This window comes from Enterococcus sp. LJL128, from assembly GCF_056924295.1.
In genome coordinates, this window is record NZ_JBXPBP010000009.1 from 20,885 (window position 1) to 38,863 (window position 17,979).

18 protein-coding genes and 1 other annotated feature are annotated in these 17,979 nt (G+C 40.3%); of the genes, 15 read left to right on the forward strand and 3 right to left on the reverse strand.

Going from position 1 to position 17,979, the window contains the following annotated elements; all coding sequences use genetic code 11:
• The first annotated feature begins 26 nt into the window (after positions 1–26).
• Positions 27–74 (forward strand) — a sequence feature (sodium ion sensor (DUF1646 type); this cis-regulatory element may regulate processes involved in with the transportation of sodium ions).
• Positions 75–198: 124 nt separating this feature from the next.
• The 9 genes from AC1Z3K_RS11600 to AC1Z3K_RS11640 all read left to right on the forward strand — a co-directional run bounded on the left by AC1Z3K_RS11600 (position 199) and on the right by AC1Z3K_RS11640 (position 8,899).
• Positions 199–528 (forward strand): hypothetical protein, encoded by a 330-nt coding sequence (locus AC1Z3K_RS11600; protein ID WP_426081587.1) that lies wholly within the window; start codon positions 199–201, stop codon positions 526–528.
• Entirely contained in the window at positions 515–2,515 is a 2,001-nt protein-coding gene (locus AC1Z3K_RS11605) for a V-type ATP synthase subunit I (RefSeq protein WP_461732799.1), read from the forward strand. Before AC1Z3K_RS11600 ends, AC1Z3K_RS11605 begins: the two co-directional genes overlap by 14 nt.
• A 14-nt stretch (positions 2,516–2,529) precedes the next feature.
• Positions 2,530–3,003, forward strand: a complete 474-nt coding sequence (locus AC1Z3K_RS11610) for a V-type ATP synthase subunit K (protein ID WP_426081585.1) — start codon at positions 2,530–2,532, stop codon at positions 3,001–3,003.
• A gap of 13 nt (positions 3,004–3,016) precedes the next feature.
• On the forward strand, positions 3,017–3,598 hold the full coding sequence (locus AC1Z3K_RS11615) for a hypothetical protein (protein WP_426081584.1): 582 nt from the start codon (positions 3,017–3,019) through the stop codon (positions 3,596–3,598).
• A 12-nt stretch (positions 3,599–3,610) separates the two neighbouring features.
• Positions 3,611–4,612, forward strand: a complete 1,002-nt coding sequence (locus tag AC1Z3K_RS11620) for a V-type ATPase subunit (protein WP_461732800.1) — start codon at positions 3,611–3,613, stop codon at positions 4,610–4,612.
• Complete coding sequence (locus AC1Z3K_RS11625) at positions 4,602–4,913, forward strand: V-type ATP synthase subunit F (protein ID WP_426081582.1); 312 nt, start codon at positions 4,602–4,604, stop codon at positions 4,911–4,913. The genes AC1Z3K_RS11620 and AC1Z3K_RS11625 overlap by 11 nt, the downstream gene beginning before the upstream one ends.
• A gap of 200 nt (positions 4,914–5,113) precedes the next feature.
• Positions 5,114–6,895, forward strand: a complete 1,782-nt coding sequence (locus AC1Z3K_RS11630; protein WP_461732801.1) for a V-type ATP synthase subunit A — start codon at positions 5,114–5,116, stop codon at positions 6,893–6,895.
• Positions 6,888–8,264 (forward strand): V-type ATP synthase subunit B, encoded by a 1,377-nt coding sequence (locus AC1Z3K_RS11635; RefSeq protein ID WP_426081580.1) that lies wholly within the window; start codon positions 6,888–6,890, stop codon positions 8,262–8,264. The genes AC1Z3K_RS11630 and AC1Z3K_RS11635 overlap by 8 nt, the downstream gene beginning before the upstream one ends.
• Positions 8,265–8,269: 5 nt before the next feature.
• Positions 8,270–8,899 carry a V-type ATP synthase subunit D gene (locus AC1Z3K_RS11640; protein ID WP_426081579.1) on the forward strand — a complete coding sequence of 210 codons (630 nt, stop codon included), beginning with the start codon at positions 8,270–8,272 and terminating at the stop codon, positions 8,897–8,899.
• 103 nt (positions 8,900–9,002) lie between these two features.
• Here the strand turns inward: AC1Z3K_RS11640 and AC1Z3K_RS11645 are convergent, their stop codons facing one another.
• A complete protein-coding gene (locus AC1Z3K_RS11645) occupies positions 9,003–9,830 on the reverse strand; it encodes an undecaprenyl-diphosphate phosphatase (RefSeq protein WP_426081578.1) in 828 nt (275 codons plus the stop codon).
• Positions 9,831–10,005: 175 nt separating this feature from the next.
• Here AC1Z3K_RS11645 and AC1Z3K_RS11650 point away from each other — a divergent pair, with 175 nt between their 5' ends.
• From AC1Z3K_RS11650 to AC1Z3K_RS11670, 5 genes are all read left to right on the forward strand, one after another.
• Positions 10,006–10,494, forward strand: a complete 489-nt coding sequence (locus AC1Z3K_RS11650) for a PTS sugar transporter subunit IIA (protein ID WP_426081577.1) — start codon at positions 10,006–10,008, stop codon at positions 10,492–10,494.
• A gap of 280 nt (positions 10,495–10,774) precedes the next feature.
• On the forward strand, positions 10,775–11,851 hold the full coding sequence (locus AC1Z3K_RS11655; RefSeq protein ID WP_461732802.1) for a DUF871 domain-containing protein: 1,077 nt from the start codon (positions 10,775–10,777) through the stop codon (positions 11,849–11,851).
• Positions 11,838–12,728 (forward strand): N-acetylmuramic acid 6-phosphate etherase, encoded by an 891-nt coding sequence (gene murQ / locus AC1Z3K_RS11660; protein WP_461732803.1) that lies wholly within the window; start codon positions 11,838–11,840, stop codon positions 12,726–12,728. Before AC1Z3K_RS11655 ends, murQ begins: the two co-directional genes overlap by 14 nt.
• Before the next feature lie 17 nt (positions 12,729–12,745).
• Positions 12,746–14,191: a PTS transporter subunit EIIC gene (locus AC1Z3K_RS11665; protein ID WP_426081572.1), complete on the forward strand. Its 1,446-nt coding sequence runs from the start codon at positions 12,746–12,748 to the stop codon at positions 14,189–14,191.
• 120 nt (positions 14,192–14,311) lie between these two features.
• Entirely contained in the window at positions 14,312–15,160 is an 849-nt protein-coding gene (locus AC1Z3K_RS11670; RefSeq protein WP_426081571.1) for a MurR/RpiR family transcriptional regulator, read from the forward strand.
• A 141-nt stretch (positions 15,161–15,301) separates the two neighbouring features.
• On the opposite strand, the gene AC1Z3K_RS11675 is transcribed toward AC1Z3K_RS11670, so the two are convergent.
• Both AC1Z3K_RS11675 and AC1Z3K_RS11680 read right to left on the reverse strand, forming a co-directional pair.
• Positions 15,302–16,009 carry a histidine phosphatase family protein gene (locus tag AC1Z3K_RS11675; RefSeq protein ID WP_461732804.1) on the reverse strand — a complete coding sequence of 236 codons (708 nt, stop codon included), beginning with the start codon at positions 16,007–16,009 and terminating at the stop codon, positions 15,302–15,304.
• A gap of 22 nt (positions 16,010–16,031) precedes the next feature.
• Positions 16,032–16,658, reverse strand: coding sequence for an MBL fold metallo-hydrolase (locus AC1Z3K_RS11680; RefSeq protein ID WP_426081569.1), 627 nt, complete (start codon positions 16,656–16,658; stop codon positions 16,032–16,034).
• A 260-nt stretch (positions 16,659–16,918) separates the two neighbouring features.
• Between AC1Z3K_RS11680 and guaC the strand changes: the two genes are divergently transcribed.
• Positions 16,919–17,896, forward strand: a complete 978-nt coding sequence (guaC, locus tag AC1Z3K_RS11685; protein WP_461732805.1) for a GMP reductase — start codon at positions 16,919–16,921, stop codon at positions 17,894–17,896.
• The last annotated feature ends 83 nt before the right edge of the window (positions 17,897–17,979 follow it).

A 17,979-nucleotide genomic window follows, 5' to 3' on the forward strand; every position in this document is an offset into this window, starting at 1 on the left:
ATGATTGTTATGTGAATAAGAAAAATGGTTGGGCGGAAGCTTCAAGGATCATGTTCTTCAAGGGGTGAGAAGGATGGTTTGTTGAGTTCGGTCTTTTTTCTGTATTATTTTATTAGGAAGGTACAGGTTCTATTAAAAGAAGCCTTCCGCATGACTGTTGGAAGGCAGTCATAAAACATAGATTTAACTGGAGGTGAAATGATGGTTCTGAATGCGTTAGAGCAAATTCGTCAAGCTGAAAATCAGGTGCAGAAGATGAAACAGGACGTACAAAAGGAAATGGCTGATTACGGGCGAGGAAAGGAACAAGAAGTTCTGGCGGCTCAAAAGAACAGCCAGGAAAAAGTAAAAAAACTGCTTCAGGAAACGGAACACTTCCAACAGGAACATCTTCAAAAAGAAAAAGAGGAATTGCTGAAGGATGCCCAAGAGCAGATGAAGCTGTTTCACGAAAAATATGATGCGAACAAAGAACAGATGATTGATTATATCATAGAGAGGGTGAATGAGCTTTATGGCAGTCAATAAAATGGAAAAGGTTACGCTAATAGCGGCTGCTGAGAAAGAAGAAGTAATCCTCCAAGCAATACAGGGTTTGCAGACAATTGAGATTAAAGATTTTCACCATGCAAGCGTCGATCAATCATATATTGAAAATTATTTTGCTTCAAATCGGGTCGGCGAAGAAAAAGCGGAAAAGAAATTTTACGAAGAGCTGCTTTTGAGAATTCAGGATGCCTTATTGTTTATCGAACATTTTTCAACTAACGACGGAAAAAGAAGAGGATTTAAGCGTAGAATTCAAAGCTTGGAATCCTTGGAAGCTTCTTTTAATAAAAAGAAAGTAACTGAATATTTGGAAGGTATTGAACAGTTGAAAAGCCGTTTAAATTTTGTGGAAACACAGCGTAAAAAGCTGTTGACGGATGAAGATTGGCTGGCGCGGTGGCAGTCTCTTGATGTAGTTCCACAGACGGTTTCCCTAAAAGATGCAGTTCTTGTTTCGGGCTCGGTAAACGCAGCGAACAATCAGGATTTTTTAACTGCTATGGAAGAGCTTTCGTTTGTCTATGCTGAAGAGCTGTATCACAGTACGAATCATGTCTACTACAGTTTAATTTATTTAAAAGAGAGTGAAGCGCTGATTAGTGATTTGTTAAACCGGGTCAGCTTTGACAAGCTGAATTATTCTTTCGATGTATTGCCTCGAGAAGCATATGAGGCAACTAAAAAAGAACTCGCTGTGTTAGTTGACGAAGAGAAACAGATTAAATATGAACTGGCAGCTTATCGGGAACATTTAGATGATTTATATACCGGTGAAGAGATGATTTACGCATTGATTTACCGTGAAGAAGCAAAGGCTCATTTGTTAAATACTGCCTATTTTTCTTTAATTCAGGGCTGGATTCCATCGGATGAAAAACAAGTGTTTCTTGATGTGCTGTATGATGCGGTACCAAAATCAGAAATATACAGCGTGTTTGAACAGCCGACAACGGAAGAAATTGCCGGGGATATGCCGGTTCAGCTGAAAAATAATAAGGTGGTTGCTCCCTTTGAAATGCTGACTGAAATGTATAGCCTGCCGAAATATGATGAGATTGATCCAACGCCGGTTATGACACCGTTTTATATGGTTTTCTTTGGAATGATGGTGGCGGATTTAGGTTATGGATTGTTGATGCTTCTGGCAACGCTGGTTGTAAGGAAAACGATGATTTTACCAAGAGGGATGAAGCGTTTTGCAGATTTCTTTTTCATCTTATCTTTTCCTACGATTATTTGGGGCTTTATCTATGGGTCCTTTTTCGGAGCGTCTTTCCCGGAAAGTTTGTTTGGCATTCAGCTGCCGTTCCCAATCCTTTCGACCTCAGAAGACGTAAATACGATTCTTCTGTTGTCTGTAGCATTTGGGTTTATCCAGCTGATGACCGGTCTAATTGTTAACGGAATCGAGTTAACTAAACGGAAACAGTATCTGGAAAGTATTGGCTCCAGCTTTGCTTGGCAGGGCTTGCTGCTGGGGATTTTAATTGCGGTACTGGGAACAATTGTGTTGAAAAACAACGGCTTTTTCCTTACGGGCATTGTAATTGCAGTGATTTCGGCGCTTTCTATTGTAGCTGTACCTGTTATTCAGACAAAATCGAAAGCGAAGGGTCTGGCTAAAGGACTTTACGAGCTTTACAACTTGACAGGCTACATTGGTGATTTAGTCAGCTATACACGTCTGATGGCGTTAGGAATTTCCGGCGGGAGTATTGCGGCAGCATTTAATATGCTGGTGGAATTTATGCCTCCTGTTGCACGTTTTACAGTAGGAATTCTGCTAATCATTGCGCTTCATGCACTGAATCTATTTTTAAGTCTGCTGAGTGCTTATGTACATGGTGCACGTTTACAATATGTGGAGTTCTTTGGGAAATTTTACACCGGAGGCGGCAGAGCCTTTCAGCCTTTGAAAACAGAAGAAAAATATTTAAATATTGAAAAGACGAAATTGAAGAAATAGTGGAGGAATAGAAGATGATTGATTATTTAATAAATGAGAACGGCGGTATAATTTTTGCAGTTTTAGGAATGGCAATGGCAACAATTCTTTCAGGGATTGGTTCGGCTAAAGGGGTTGGCTTCACTGGTGAAGCGGCTGCTGCATTGACAACAGAACAGCCGGAAAAGTTTGGTCAGGCATTGATTCTACAGCTGCTGCCCGGAACACAAGGCTTGTATGGGTTCGTTATTGCGTTTCTAATTTTTATTAATTTGGATAATGGTATGACAATGGTTCAAGGGTTGGATTACTTCGTTGCATCTCTGCCAATTGCTTTTGCAGGATTGTTCTCTGGAATTGCCCAAGGTCGTGTAGCAGCGGCTGGTATTCAGATTTTAGCTAAAAAACCTGAGCATTCCACAAAAGGGATTATTTATGCAGCAATGGTAGAAACGTATGCGATTTTAGGATTCGTTATTTCCTTCTTACTTGTACTGAATGTGAAGTAAGAGGAGGCTAATTATGGATGCAATTGAAAAAATCGTCGAGCAAATCCTCGAAAAAGGAAAAGAGGAAGCGGCGGCCTACAAGACAGTAGAAAAAGAGCGAATCGAAAATGAATTTGCTGAGCAAGCCGCTGCTGTAGAGATTCAGGAAAAGAAGCAAATCAAAAAAAACGATGAACAGATGAAAAAAGCATTCAAGCAAAAGCAGAACCGTCAGCAGCTTGAGGTAAAACAAACTACATTGAATGACAAACAAGAGCTTTTATCCAGACTATTTAAAGAGACCGTTGAAAAGATGAATCATTGGGATTTGACTACGTTTCAACAGTTTGCATCAGGTATTCTAGCAAATTTGGAGTTGGCTGGTGAAGTTGAAGTAAGTGTTGGAGAGTTTTCTCAGGATAAAATTAGTCAAGAATGGCTGCAGACATTTAACACGACAGACTTAAAGCTAACGTTGTCTGATCAGCTAATCAGGAAAGAAAGCGGCTTTGTTCTTGCAAAGGACGGTATCGAGTATAATTTTCTGTTTTCAACACTAGTACAGGAAATTCAAACGGCGGAAAGCTACAAAATTGCTGAGATGTTATTCAGATAGGAGAGGATAACGATGAAAGAAACAGCATACAATCAAATTAATCCTCTAATTCGTTTGAAAGAAACGGAGCTTTTAACTGCCGGACAGTATGATCAGCTTTTAGCAGCAGAAAGCATCGATGACATGAGAGATTTGCTGAAAAATACAGTCTATGGCAATTACTTGCAGGAAGACTTTGAGGATAACTTTGAGTACATTTATTCCAAAGAACAGGGCAAGCTTTACGAATGGCTATATCAGATGGCGCCTGAGCCTGAAATTATTTCTATTTATACTTCGCGTTTCACCTTTCATAACCTGAAGGTGCTGACGAAGGCCGAGGTCACTGGACAGAATCTGGATCATTTGTTTGTTGCAGACGGGCGTTATACGTTAGAAGCGGTGAAAAGCGCTATTCATACTAGAGTATCTAGTGAGCTGCCTGAGATTCTGATGGCGGCAATTCGAGAAGTGCTTAATTATTTGGAAGAATCAACTGTATTGCAGGCTATAGATATTATTTATGACCGGACATTTCTTACCTTTCAACGACAGCTGGCTGAAAAGCTCGGCTATGCAGATGTTTTGGCTGAAGTGATGAGTTTCATCGATTTAACCAATATTTCAATCATGGCGAGAGGCATTGTTCAGAAGCAGACGGAGACTTTCTTATCTACGGTTCTTTCCAGCTCTGGAAGTATTCCGAAAAGTGACTATCTGCCGTACGCTGAAAGCACATTAGAAGTTTTTTCGACATTTGCTGCAGCTACAAAATATGGAGATATCTTAACACCGTTAATTGATTCGGAAACCCATGAGCTTGATTTAGTTGCTTTTGAAAGGGTTAAGGATGATTATCTGACAAATATTTTTAATAAATCAAATGTGGTAGCCTTTGGTCCACTACCGCTGCTCTCTTATCTTAATGCTAAAGAAGTTGAGTGGAAAAATCTACGTTTGCTTGTAGTCGGTAAGAAAAATCATTTCCCGGCAGAACAACTGAAGGAAAGGATGCGATCAGTCAATGGCTCATAAAATTGGAGTAATTGGAGACAAGTATTCTGTGATGCCTTTTAAGCTTTTTGGCTTTGATGTTCGCTACGGTATGTCTGGAAGACAGATTAGAGAAAGTATTGAACAGATGGCAGAAGAAGACTATGGCGTGATTTTTATCACTGAACAGGCTTCTGAACAAGTGACAGAAACGATTGACCGCTATAAGAGCAAAATGAAGCCGGCAATCATCCTGATACCAAGTCATGATGGAACCACTGGAATTGGACGAAAGGCTGTTCAGGAAAATGTCGAAAAGGCAATTGGACAGAATATACTATAAATTTAAATTGAATTAGACAATGAGAAAGCGGGGATAACGGCTTTCTCAGATGATAAAGTTCGAGACAGAAATTTCTGTATGATAATTGTTCAGCTAATTTTTTATTCTTTTAATAAGTAATAGTTCTAATGGACTATTACTTAAAAAGATTGGTTGACTGGAACTGTCTCAGCTTCATTCTCGGAACAGGAGGAAAGATAGTGCAAAAAGGAAAAATTGTCAAAGTATCTGGTCCTCTGATCATGGCAGATAATATGTCTGATGCAAGTGTTCAGGATATTTGTCATGTAGGAGATTTAGGCGTAATCGGAGAAATTATTGAGATGCGCAAAGACGTTGCCTCAATTCAGGTATATGAAGAAACAACTGGAATTGGACCAGGAGAACAGGTAACTTCAACTGGAGAAGCGCTTTCTGTGGAGTTAGCTCCAGGGCTGGTTTCACAAATGTTTGATGGGATTCAGCGTCCGCTGGATACATTTGCGGAAGTAACTGCCAGTAACTTTTTAGGTAGAGGTGTTAAAATTCCCGCTTTAAACCGTGAGAAAAAATGGCTGTTTGAGCCATCTGTCACTGTAGGAACAGAAGTTACTGCTGGGGATATCATTGGTACTGTTCAGGAAACTGATGTTATCCAGCATCGAATTATGGTTCCTGTAGGTATATCAGGAACTGTGAAGGAAGTGAAAAGCGGAGAATTCACGATAGAAGAGACCGTTTATACTTTGGAAACCGAGCAGGGAGACAAAGAATTTACTATGATGCAGAAATGGCCGGTTCGTAAGGGGCGTCCAATTTATGAAAAAATGAATCCGGAAGCACCTATGATTACTGGTCAACGGGTTATTGATACATTCTTTCCTGTGACAAAAGGCGGAGCAGCAGCAGTACCAGGGCCTTTTGGCGCTGGGAAAACAGTTGTGCAGCACCAAATCGCCAAGTGGGCGGATGTGGATTTAGTTGTGTATGTGGGCTGTGGTGAACGGGGAAATGAAATGACGGATGTTCTGAATGAGTTTCCAGAGCTGATTGACCCAAATACAGGTAAATCATTGATGGAACGAACGGTGCTTATCGCCAATACATCAAACATGCCGGTAGCAGCACGGGAAGCATCAATTTATACAGGTATTACAATTGCTGAATACTTCCGTGATATGGGCTATTCGGTAGCTATCATGGCCGATTCTACCTCTCGTTGGGCAGAAGCCTTACGGGAAATGAGCGGACGTTTGGAAGAGATGCCCGGAGATGAAGGTTATCCAGCTTATCTAGGCAGCCGTTTAGCTGAATATTATGAGCGGGCAGGTCATGTTGTGGCACTTGGAAAAGATCATCGAGAAGGAAGTATTACTGCAATCAGTGCGGTTTCTCCATCCGGTGGAGATGTCTCGGAACCGGTGACGCAAAACACGCTGCGTGTAGTGAAAGTCTTCTGGGGATTGGATTCAATCCTCGCTCAAAAACGTCATTTTCCATCGATTAACTGGCTTCAAAGCTACTCGCTATACAGCACAGAGGTCGGAAAATATTTGGATCAGCAGCTGCAAAACGACTGGTCTGGTATGGTTGCCGAAGGGATGAGAATTTTACAGGAAGAATCTCAGCTGGAAGAAATTGTTCGTTTAGTCGGAATTGATTCTTTATCTGATAAAGACCGTTTAACTTTGGAAGTCGCAAAATCATTGAGAGAAGATTATTTGCAGCAGAATGCGTTTGACGACGTAGATACGTTTACCTCAAGAGACAAACAGTTTAAAATGTTGAAACTGATTTTGACTTTCTTTGAAGAAGGAAAGAAAGCGTTGGAGCTCAACGCATACTTCTCTGAGATTATTAATGGAACAGGTGAAATCCGTGATCGCATTGCCCGAAGCAAATATGTACCAGAGGAAGAAATTGACCGTCTGGATGAACTTGTAGAAGTAATTAAGACTACGATGAAACAAATTGTTGCTGATGGGGGGATGACAAATGATTAAAGAGTACCGTACGATTAATGAAGTTGTTGGACCCTTAATGATTGTTGAAAAGGTTGAAGGCGTAAAGTATGAGGAACTGATTGAGGTTCGGATGCAAAACGGCGATATTAGACGGGGGCAAGTGCTTGAAGTCAATGGTGATAAAGCCATGGTTCAGATTTTTGAAGGAACGAGCGGAATTAATATTCGTGATTCAAAAGTCCGTTTCCTAGGTCATCCACTTGAACTAGGTGTTTCGGAAGATATGGTTGGCCGGATATTTGATGGCTTAGGTCGTCCGAAAGATAATGGTGTTGATATTCTTCCTGAGAAACGTCTGGATATAAATGGTGAAGTAATCAATCCTGTCAGTAGAGATTATCCCGATGAATTTATTCAGACTGGAATCTCTGCAATTGATCATCTGAATACACTGGTTCGTGGTCAGAAGCTGCCGGTATTTTCCGGTTCAGGTCTGCCTCATAAAGATTTAGCAGCACAAATTGCCCGTCAGGCCAACGTGCTGAATAGTGAAGATGATTTCGCTGTTGTTTTTGCGGCAATCGGTATTACGTTTGAAGAAGCGGAGTTCTTTATGGAGGATTTCCGTCAAACAGGTGCTATCGACCGTTCGGTGCTGTTTATGAATCTGGCGAACGATCCGGCGATTGAACGGATTGCTACACCAAGAATGGCTTTAACTGCTGCAGAATATCTTGCTTATGAAAAAGGGATGCATGTGCTGGTTATCATGACGGATATGACAAACTATTGTGAAGCGCTGCGTGAAATCTCTGCGGCCCGCCGGGAAGTACCAGGGCGTCGCGGCTATCCAGGCTATCTGTATACCAATTTGGCAACTTTGTATGAACGCGCCGGCCGTATTCGTGGTTTAAAAGGTTCGGTAACGCAGATTCCTATTTTGACTATGCCGGAGGATGATAAAACGCATCCAATTCCCGATTTGACAGGCTATATTACTGAAGGGCAGATTATCTTGTCAAGAGAGCTTGATAAGAAGGGGATTCAACCGCCGATTGATGTTTTACCTTCGCTTTCTCGTTTGAAGGATAAAGGAACTGGAGAAGGTAAAACCAGAGGAGACCATGCGGCAACGATGAATCAGCTGTTTGCTGCTTATGCTCAAGGGAAGCAGGCCAAAGAACTAGCAGTTGTTCTAGGGGAATCGGCTTTATCTGATGTAGATAAAATCTACGCGAAATTTGCAGATCGCTTTGAGAATGAGTATATCAATCAAGGATTTTATGAAAATCGTTCAATTGAGGAAACACTGGATCTTGGCTGGGAATTGTTAGCTATGCTGCCGAGAACTGAATTAAAACGTATCAAGGATGATATGCTGGATGCTTATTTGACTAAGGGAGAGTGAGCACAATGGCTAGATTGAATGTGAATCCTACACGTATGGAGCTTACCCGTCTGAAAAAGCAGCTGGGCACTGCCAGTCGCGGACACAAGCTGTTGAAAGACAAGCAGGATGAACTGATTCGCCGTTTTATTCTGCTGGTAAGGAAAAATAATGAACTTCGTCTTGAAGTAGAAGAAGAATTAAGCGGAGCCCTGTCCAGCTTTGTTTTGTCCAGTAGCACGCTGAATGAAGCCTTCATTGAGGAACTGGTTTCCATCCCGGCAAGTGATGTCACAATGGACATCATTGAGAAAAATGTGATGAGTGTGGCTGTTCCTATTATGAATTTTCATTATGATGAGGAAATTGTCGATGCGCCGTTAAATTATGGTTATCTAAATTCTAATGCAGAGCTGGATCGTTCCTTTGACAAAATTTCTTCTGTTTTGCCTAAGCTTTTAGAGCTGGCCGAAGTAGAAAAAACGTGTCAGTTAATGGCAGAGGAGATTGAAAAGACCCGTAGACGGGTAAATGCTCTGGAGTATATGACCATTCCTCAGCTGGAAGAAACCATCTATTACATCAAGATGAAGCTGGAAGAAAATGAACGTGGAGAAATTACGCGTTTGATTAAAATCAAAGATATGGGTTCATAAAGAGAAGCGTAGTACAGCCACTCTATTTGCCTTCTATCTAAATAAATACAAAATACGACAAAAAAAGAGTCTGAAGGACGGCAATCCTTCGACTCTTCTTTGTTTACGAGAATAACCAGTAGCTGATTAAAAGTACCCCTAAAACAATTCGATACCAGCCAAAAACAGTAAAGTCATGTTTTCGAATATAGTTAAGCAGGAATTTAATGACGACAACTGAAACTAGGAAAGCAACAGCTGCCCCTACTAACAGAATAAAGAATTCAGAGAAGTTAAACAGATTTCCCTTCATTAAATACTTAACAATTTTTAGGAAGCTGGCTCCAAACATAACAGGAATTCCCAAGAAAAAGGAGAATTCAGCTGCAACATAACGGGAAGCACCAATCATAATGGCTCCTAAGATTGTAGCACCGGAACGTGAAGTTCCAGGAACTAAAGATAATACCTGAAAGAAACCGACAATAATTGCTGCTTTATAAGTGAATTGGTTTAAGCTGGTACATTTTGGCTTTTTGTTTTTATTTTGTCTCTCAACAAGAATAAATCCGATACCATAAACAATCAGCATAATAGACACAGTTACAAAGTTATGAAAATGGGCATCCAGCCAGTCATCCATCAGAATGCCTATCACGCCTGCCGGTACACAGGCAACCAGAACTTTCTTCCAAAGTTCCCAAGTGTCTTGTTTTTCTTCTTCGGTTTTTGTTTTGGCAAAAGGATTTAGCTTATGAAAATACAAGACAACAACGGCCATAATAGCACCTAATTGGATAACAACATTGAACATTTCCATAAAATCAGCACTAAGGTTCATTTTGATAAATTCATCGGTTAGAATAAGATGTCCTGTGCTGCTGATTGGAAGCCATTCAGTGATACCCTCGATAATTCCAAGAATAATTGCTTTCCATAAATTAGATAACATGAGTTCATTCCTTTCTATATAAAAATAGATACATGTATAGTATACCGTTAAGTGGAAAAAAAACCAACCAACTATAGATTACATGTATTAAAATTTTAAGTAATTTGTTTTAATTGTGTTTTTGCAGATGTTTTTCTATACTAGAAACAAGGGGGGCTATACTGGAGGAATAGAAATGTATAGACCATTATCAAAAAATGCAGCAGACGCGAGAAACTCATTTTATGCTGTTGCTGACGGAACAGCAGTAAAGATTAATGAAGTGGCAGATCCAGTGTTTTCACAAAAATTATTAGGGGACGGCTATGCCGTTTTTCCGGAAAACGGCATCATTCATGCGCCTGTTTTCGGCAGAATCATTAGTATCTATAAGACCAAACATGCAATGAATTTACGAATGGATAATGATGTGGAGATTTTGCTTCATATGGGAATTGATACGTGGGAATTACAGGGATTTCCTTTTGATTTGAAAGTCACAGTAGGGGAATTAGTAACGCCTCAAATGGTTGTCGCAGAGGTGAATCTCGATGAGTTGAAGGAGTTTGGAAAAGAAACAGATATGATTGTTGCGATTACATCAAATGACGAAGCAAAAAAGTTTGTCATGAAAAAGTCTGGTAAAGTAAAGGTTGGAGAAAAAATAGGAGAAATCATTGATTGATAAAAACCAAATACATAGAATGGATGGATTTACTGTAGACTAATCAGATTGAAACGATAATCAAAGAAACCGGATGATTTTAATGATTACACTATTCCATAGTTTAACTAATCATTTATTCAAATAGCGAGAGTGGAGCACTGGTCAATTTGGCAAGTGCTTTTCTATTTTTATTTTTGTGAAATTTAATTTTACTAATAAGATTATTTTTTTGATTATACTTGAAATTTTATTTCAATCGATATATAATGTAAGCGTATTAAAGAGGAGGCAGCAGTTTATGTATGGAATCTCTATATTTTTAGGAGAGGGTCTGACAGAACAGAAGATTAAGTATATTCAAGAGTTACGTGAGATTGGTTTTAGAGGAATTTTTACATCACTTCATATTCCCGAAGATGATGCTTCATTATACCTGGAAAGACTCAAAGCTCTTGGCAGGGTTGCAGCTTCTGAAGGAATGAAATTAATGGTGGACATATCCGGGGCTACGTTGGAACGGGCTGGTTTATCCACTAATCGAGTCAATGAAATTTTAGCGCTGGGAGTAACTGGGTTGCGAATGGACTACGCAATCTCTAATAAAGAGATTGCTGAACTGTCTCATCAGCTAACTGTTGGTTTGAATGCCAGTACCATTACTGCTGAGGATATTGCTGAACTAAAGAAATATGAGGCAGATTTTTCCAGCTTTGAAGCTTGGCACAATTATTATCCCCGACCAGAAACAGGTTTAGATAAAACAATGTTTGTAGAAAAAAATCGTTGGTTGAGTGAAAATGGTTTTGAAATTTTTGCGTTTGTTCCGGGAAATAGAGAATTGCGCGGTCCTCTGTTTGAAGGACTACCGACTTTAGAAGAACACCGGGGACTCAATCCGTTGGCTGCTGCACTCCAATTAAAAGAACTGGCAGTTGATGCAGTTTATATTGGCGATCCAGAGATTGATTTCCGAACGATTCGACAATTTGAAGGTTATCTGAGTCAAAAACAGCTGATTTTGGAAACAGAAGATGTAGGCAGCCGTTTTTATGAATATGTTTTAGGCGAACACACCAATCGGCTGGATGCAGCAAGAGATGTGATTCGCAGTGCAGCTGCGCGTTTTAGACAAATCCCTGTAATTGAGCCTGAAATTATTAGAGAACGGACATTAGGACTAGTAACTGTAGACAACAAAAAATATGGTCGATATATGGGGGAAATACAAATCATTCGGAAGTATCTTCCGAAAGACGAGAAAGTGAATATTGCCGCTGAGATTGCTGCTTTGGATAAGTCGTTAGTTAGTCAAATTAAAGGCGGAGTGAAATTTAAATTAGTTAAGAAAGGATTTTTAACAAATGAACTTAGATAACTTGACAACTGAGCGAAGAAATACAAATACGATGAACTTAGATGAGCTAACAGTAAAAGAAGCGTTACTCAAAATGAACGAAGAGGATCAAAAGGTAGCTTTGGCAGTCAAAGAAGCATTACCTGCTATTGAAGTAGTGGTAGAAAAAATTATTCAAAGCTTTAAAAAAGGCGGTCGTCTTGTTTATCTTGGTGCAGGAACAAGTGGTAGACTAGGTGTTTTAGATGCAGCGGAATGCGTACCGACTTTTGGTGTTTCACCAGAAATGGTTCAGGGACTAATTGCTGGTGGTGAACAAGCGATGACTCTTGCCGTTGAAGGCGCAGAGGATTCTCAAGAGCTTGGCAGGCAGGATCTAATCAATCTTCATTTGACAGCAGAGGATTATGTAGTAGGTATTGCTGCCAGCGGACGGACACCGTATGTCATTGGCGCACTAGAATATGCCAATGAAGTTGGTGCAGGAACAGCTTCGTTAGCCTGCAATAAGCATGCTGAAATCAGCCAATATGCACAGTCAATTATTGAGGTTGATGCTGGACCGGAATTTTTGACTGGCTCGACTCGTTTGAAATCTGGTACTGCTCAAAAGTTGATTTTGAATATGCTGTCAACGGTTTCGATGATCGGAATTGGTAAGGTTTACGGTAATCTGATGGTTGATGTCAAGCCAACCAATGAAAAGCTAGTGGAACGTTCTAAGCGGATAATTATGGAAGCAACTGGCTGTAAATATGAGGAAGCTGCTGATTACTTTAATAAAGCCGATAAGAATGTCAAGTTGGCAATTGTAATGATTTTAACTAACTCTTCAAAAGAAGAGGCAGAAGAAAAATTAATTAAAGGCAATCATTTTATTAAAAATACAATTTCTTAATCAAGGAGGAAAAGAGAATGGCAGAGGAAAAAATTCAACGAATCGCCAGAGAAATCTATGAAGAAGTAGGCGGAATGGGTAATGTGGAAAAGCTGCGGCATTGTATGACGCGTGTCCGGATGGATATTCGGGACTATGATAAAGTCGATTTGGAAAAGTTGAAGGCGATTGACGGCGTTATGGGGGTTGTTGAAGACGACACATTACAAGTAGTTATTGGACCAGGAACAGTCAATAAGGTTGCACAGGAAATGGTGGACATTGCCGGCGTAAAGCTGGGAGAGGAATTTCCTGCTTCTGAACAGACAGAAGCTATCTCCGGAAAATCAGGAAAAGAACTTGTTGAAGAAAAAGCAGCACAAATGAAGGCTGAACAAAAAGAAAAGCACAAAAGTAATTCTCCATTTAAAGCCATTTTAAAATCTATTTCTAATATTTTTGTTCCGCTAATTCCAGCATTTGTAGGCGCCGGAATTATTGGCGGCATTGCTGCGGTTATGTCCAACCTGATTGTTGCAGGAGACTTAGCTGCTTCGTGGCAGCAGTATGTGGATGTACTGAATATCATCAAAAACGGAATTTTTGCTTATCTGGTTTTATATACAGGGATTAATAGTGCCAGCGAGTTCGGCGCTACTCCAGCTCTTGGCGGAGTTATCGGCGGCGTAACAATGCTGACAGGGATGAATCCTGATGCACCATTGCCGAACTTATTTACTGGTGGGACGTTGTCAGCAGGTCAAGGGGGCATTATTGGTGTTATCTTTGCGGTTTGGTTGCTTTCTTTATTGGAAAAACAACTGCATAAGGTAATTCCGGATTCAATTGATATTATTATTACTCCAACGATTACGTTGCTCGTTATCGGTTTGACTACTATCTTTCTAATTATGCCGATTGCTGGTTTTATCTCAAATAGTCTAGTTGGAATTATTAATACTGTTTTGCAAACTGGCGGAGCATTTGCTGGTTTCGTGCTGGGGCTGACTTTCCTGCCAATGGTTATGTTTGGTCTACATCAAATTCTAACACCGATTCATATGGAGATGATTACTCAAACTGGACAAACTTTACTGCTGCCAATTCTGGCTATGGCTGGTGCTGGGCAAGTAGGTGCAGCAATTGCGTTATGGATACGCTGCAGAAAAGATACGAAGCTTGTGGAAATGATTAAAGGAGCACTTCCCGTCGGTATTCTGGGAATTGGTGAGCCGCTAATTTACGGTGTGACATTACCATTAGGTCGTCCTTTTATCACAGCCTGTATAGGCGGAGGAATTGGCGGAGCTGTAATCGGGGCATTTGGCAATGTTGGAGCAATTGCTATTGGACCAAGTGGTGCTGCATTAATTCCGCTGATTGCTAATAATCAATGGCTGGCTTATGTTTTAGGTTTGCTGGCTGCATACGCTGGCGGTTTTGCAGCGACGCTCTTCTTTGGGATTCCAAAGGATATGAAATAAATAGCAGAAAAAGACGAGAAAAATTTTCTTGTCTTTTTTGTTAAAGAAGCAAAAATATATATTATAATAGAGAATGTGGAATACATCATTTAATGAAAAAAAGAATGGGGAGTGATTAGAATGAAGCAGAATATTATTTTGTCAATTAAAGATTATCGAGCACAGCTGCCGAAGTCAGAACAGAAGATTGCAGACTATATTTTGGATAATACGAATGAAGTGATCACTTTAAGTGCGCAGGAGCTGGCAAAAAAAGCAGCTTCTAGTCCTGCGGCTATCATTCGATTTTGTCACTCGATAAATGTTAATGGGTTTACCGAATTGAAACTTCTGCTTTCTGCAAATTTGGGCTCAATGGCAACAGATATGTATACAGAAGTGGAAAAGGATGAATCTGTAGAGGCAATCAAGCAGAAGCTGAACGTTCGTTTTGTTCATGCAGTGGAGCGCACAGCAGATCTTTTAGATGAAAGGAATATAACTGAAGTGTTTGAGCTGATTGAACAGGCCGAACTGATTTTTGTTTATGGTTTAGGCGCGTCTTCTTTAGTCGCTCAGGATATTCATCAAAAGTTTACCAGACTTGGAAAAAATGTATTCTGTACACTGGATCATCATTTATTTGCTTCAGCTATGGGAACGACAAAGGGAAAAAGTCTATTTATTGCGGTATCCAATTCTGGAGAGACAAGGGAACTGATTTCTCTATTGAGTATTGCTGCTGAAAATGGTATCCCTACCATAGGAATAACTCAAAATGAGCAGTCAACGGTTGCGAAATACAGCGATATTGTCTTGCTAACAGCCAAAGGCGAGGAGGCACCGCTGAGAAGTGCGGCGACAGTTTCACTGATTGCACAGATGTATGTAGTTGATGTTTTGTTTTTCCTTTATGCATCCAGTAATTATGATGAGACGTTGGAACATATTCAGCAGTCCAGAAAAACGGTTGGTCAGCTGAAACAATAACAAATGGAACAAGACAAAAAGGCGATAGGAGGAGAAGGGAACATCCTCTTATCGTCTTTTTATTTCTGTTCTACACTCTTTTACAAGAAGAATTTGAAACAAAGCCAGTTAATTTTTGCTCCAAGTTCTACGATATTTAACTTATAGAAGATTTTTTTCGGTTAGTTCTTTTTTTCCAGCTTCGATGTAGCTCAAATCATTGATTTTATCAATCGTAAAGCTCCCGTTATTATAAAGAAGCGTCGTAACGCTGCCGTTTTCCAATCCCATCTGCATAGGAAGAGAGTCGTCGATGAGGGAAAGCAAAAAGGAGATTGTTAACCCGTGAGAAACGATCATCACGTTGCCCCCACCGTTTTTTTCACGGCGGTGTGCAATATCCTCAAAGCCGTTCCATGTGCGTTCACGAATCTTTTCGTAAGGTTCTGCCCAGTCAGCCGTATCAGCTGCCATGATAGCGCTGGCTAATTCTTCATACGTAATGGATTTGGACATCATTTCTTCATAATTTTTAAACGCTAAAATTCGAGGAACTACGCCCCATAATTCCCCATCATAGCCGCCGTCCAGTGAACCAAAGCACCATTCACGAATCCGCTTGTCTGTACGGTAGGGAAGCTGCTCGCCGTGAGAATGCTCCTGTAGAATAATTCGCGCTGTCTGCATAGCACGTCCGCTGTCGCTGGAGTAGGCCTCTTCAAAAGCTACGCCCTTCAATCCAGCTCCCAATTGATGAATTACTACCTCTCCTTCTGCAGTCAGAGGGGTGTCTGACCAGCCCTGAGTTCTCCCAATTGTGTTAAACATTGTTTTTCCGTGGCGGATGATATAAAGCTTTGTTTCTGTCATACGTTCACCTCATTTATATCGTTTACTGAAAAAAGGGATTTGTTTTCTTCTCATGACCAATAGTTGTTGCTTCACCATGCCCTGAATACGCTGGAAATTCATCTGGTAAAGTAAACAGATAGGTTCTAATGCTATGCAGGAGCTGTTCCTGATTGCCGGTCGGCAAATCAGTACGGCCAATACTGCCTCGGAATAACGCATCCCCAGTCACTACAAAATCATCAAAGATAAAACTAACGCTGCCAATTGAATGACCGGGTGTCGGCACAACGGTGAAGGACATGCCGCCGATGGTATAGTCTTTCATTTCAAATTCATATTCAGCAGGCTGAACGACGATATCAGGCAAATCGTCATGACGTGCTAAACCAGATAGATTCATTTGCGGGTTAGATAACCAGTCTTGCTCTAATGGGCTGACGTAAACTGGAATATCAAATGTTTTTCGTAATTCTTCAACAGCACCGATATGATCGTAGTGAGTATGCGTCAAAAGGATAGCTAGAGGCGTTTTGTTGATTTTACTAATGGCATCAAGCAGCTTTTGTGCCTGCGCACCCGGGTCTACAATCAGCAGCGATTTGTCGTTATAAATAAGGTAACAGTTTTCTTCAATGATACCTGTTTTAATTTGTTCAATTTTCAACATAAAAAAATCAGAACCTTTCTTTTTCGTAGTCTCAGCTTTAATTATACAACAACTTTTTAGCGAGGGACAAAGTTCGGTACTAAAAAATCTTAAGGACTGGAAGAAAAAAGCAAGGATTTAAAGAATTCCTTTGACAAAGCTCTCAAAATGATGTAAATTATCATGGGCGCCGAAAAAAGACGAACAATTATTTTATAATTGCTGTTCTTTTTACGTATTTTAAGCCTAAAAAACTATTAAAAATGCTAGGAGATAGTAGAATGAAAGTTTTTGATTATGAAGATGTGCAGTTAATTCCGAATAAATGTATTGTAGACAGCCGCTCTGAATGCGACACAACAGTGCAGTTAGGTAAGCATCAGTTTAAAATGCCAGTGGTTCCTGCAAATATGCAGACAATCGTTGATGAAAAAATAGCAGAATTTTTAGCAGAAAAAGGTTATTTCTATATTATGCACCGTTTTGATGAGGAAGCACGTATTCCTTTTATCAAACGAATGAAGGAAAAGAATCTGATTACATCCATTAGTGTGGGTGTTAAAGAAGGGGAATATGCTTTTGTTGAAGAACTAGCTAAACAGCAGTTGATTCCTGATTACGTAACAATTGATATTGCCCATGGGCATTCAAATGCAGTGATTCAGATGATACAGCATTTGAAAAAACATATTCCGGATACCTTTGTGATTGCAGGAAACGTAGGTACGCCTGAAGCGGTTCGCGAGCTTGAAAATGCTGGTGCAGATGCGACAAAGGTCGGGATTGGTCCTGGTAAGGTCTGCATCACAAAAATCAAGACTGGCTTTGGTACTGGCGGCTGGCAGTTAGCGGCGCTGCGCTGGTGTGCAAAGGCAGCACGTAAACCGATTATTGCAGACGGCGGTATTCGTACACATGGAGATATCGCTAAATCCGTTCGTTTCGGGGCAACTATGGTTATGATTGGTTCTCTATTTGCAGGTCACGAAGAATCTCCGGGAGAAACCAAGGTAGAGAACGGTGTTGTCTACAAAGAATATTTCGGTAGTGCTTCTGAGTTCCAAAAAGGAGAAAAGAAGAATGTAGAAGGGAAAAAAATCTGGCTGCGCTACAAAGGCAAACTAGAAGACACCCTAGTTGAGATGCGCCAAGATTTACAATCCTCTATCTCTTATGCCGGCGGGAAAGATTTGGAAGCCATCCGCAAAGTGGACTATGTTATTGTTAAAAACTCTATTTTTAATGGAGATACAATCTAATAAAGTATTAACTATTAAACAGTAATTTGTCTTTTTTTGACAGGTTGCTGTTTTTTCTATTTTCTTTTCTTTTTTTACTTTAC